A 1,559-nucleotide genomic window follows, 5' to 3' on the forward strand; every position below is an offset into this window, starting at 1 on the left:
AAGGTGGGCGGATTCCCACACAGCACCGGCGCCCGGCAAGGTGGGCGGATTCCCACACAGCACCGGCGCCCGGCAAGGTGGGCGGATTCCCACACGGCACCGGCGCCCGGCAAGGTGGGCGGATTTCCACACGGCACCGGCACCCGGCAAGGTGGGCGGATTCCCACACGGCACCGGCGCCCGGCAAGGTGGGCGGATTTCCACACAGCACCGGCGCCCGGCAAGGTGGGTGGATTCCCACACGGCACCGGCGCCCGGTAAGGTGGGCGGATTTCCACACGACAGCGGCGCCCGGCAAGATGGGCGGATTCCCATATCGACATGTATGTAGCTTGTGTTATCCGTGGATTGTGCAGCTCAGCGGGTCGCTGGTCGTATGGCGTAGTGTCCCCCGTAACCGGCCGCGTGCGGCCGCTAACTCGCAGTACGGCGCCGCGACCCGAAGGCGGGCCGCCGTTCCCGCGCGCAGGCGCGCGGCGCCCACTGCGCACCCCCGTGGGGGACATACGGCAGCTGTGTGGCGGTGAGCGGGATTAGGGCTTTGCAGGGAGGGGGCTGGGTCGGGCGATACGTTCAGCATTGCGGTTTCCGGCGATTTGCGGCCGGTGCCCGTTTAACTCCGGCGTGGTCGCCTTCCATGCCCTGACGGCATAAGAAAATAAAACCGCCATGCTGCGGTCATTCATGATTTTGTGGTGTAGCGATAAATAGTCATGCGAGAAACGTTGAAGCGCTTAGCAACTGCACCAACTGTCATTTCAGGATCAGCAAGTAAGATTCTAATTTGTTTAACATCTTCTTCAGAAAGTGACGGTTTTCTCCCTCCCACACGGCCCCTTGCGCGTGCAGCTGCAAGGCCTGAGCGCGTTCTTTCAATATTGCGGTTGCGTTCAAAGCTAGAGAATATCGCCATCAGATGAGTATAGATTTCCCCTATAACTGGCGCATTTGTGTCTATTCTGTCCTTGATGGCTATGAAAGTTATTCCGCGTTTCTTCAGGTCGTCGAGTAAAGTAATGACTTGACCCAATGAACCGCCGAGCCGATCTAGTGCCCAAACTACTAGGGTATCTCCCTCGCGCAATGCTTTCAGGCAGTTCTCCAGTTCCGGCGCACCTTTTTTGTCGCGCTTTGGGCCGCTACGTGAGGTCTGATCCTGATAGATTTGCTCACATCCAGCTTTTGTTAGTTCGTCAACCTGGTGCGCCACATCCTGAAGATGCGTAGATTTACGTGCATAGCCGATTTTCATTCTTTTCTCGCTAATTAGTTATGGGGTTATTGTTATGTTGATACAGTAACGAGTTTTGTTACATGAGGGGAGTCATTTTTCGGGAGAAGTCAGGACTTTTCAAGACTGTCACAAAAACCATCGTTTTTGATACATTAATTTAACCAATAGGTTGCAGATCAAATCGCCTGTAACAGCCTTTCTGGCTGTTTGTCGTTTTCAGAAGACGGCTGCACTGAACGTCAGAAGCCGACTGCACTATAGCAGCGGAGGGGTTGGATCCATCAGGCAACGACGGGCTGCTGCCGGCCATCAGCGGACGCAGGGA

1 protein-coding gene is annotated in these 1,559 nt (G+C 56.2%); it reads right to left on the minus strand.

What is annotated here, in order from left to right; genetic code table 11:
- Nucleotides 1–682: 682 nt before the first annotated feature.
- A complete protein-coding gene (locus ACOTX5_RS26460) occupies nt 683–1,252 on the minus strand; it encodes a recombinase family protein (RefSeq protein ID WP_001749988.1) in 570 nt (189 codons plus the stop codon).
- Between the last annotated feature and the right edge of the window lie 307 nt (nt 1,253–1,559).

It is taken from the genome of Enterobacter cloacae complex sp. IR5441 (assembly GCF_049238215.1).
In the GTDB taxonomy this organism is placed as follows: Bacteria; Pseudomonadota; Gammaproteobacteria; order Enterobacterales; family Enterobacteriaceae; genus Enterobacter; species Enterobacter hormaechei_C.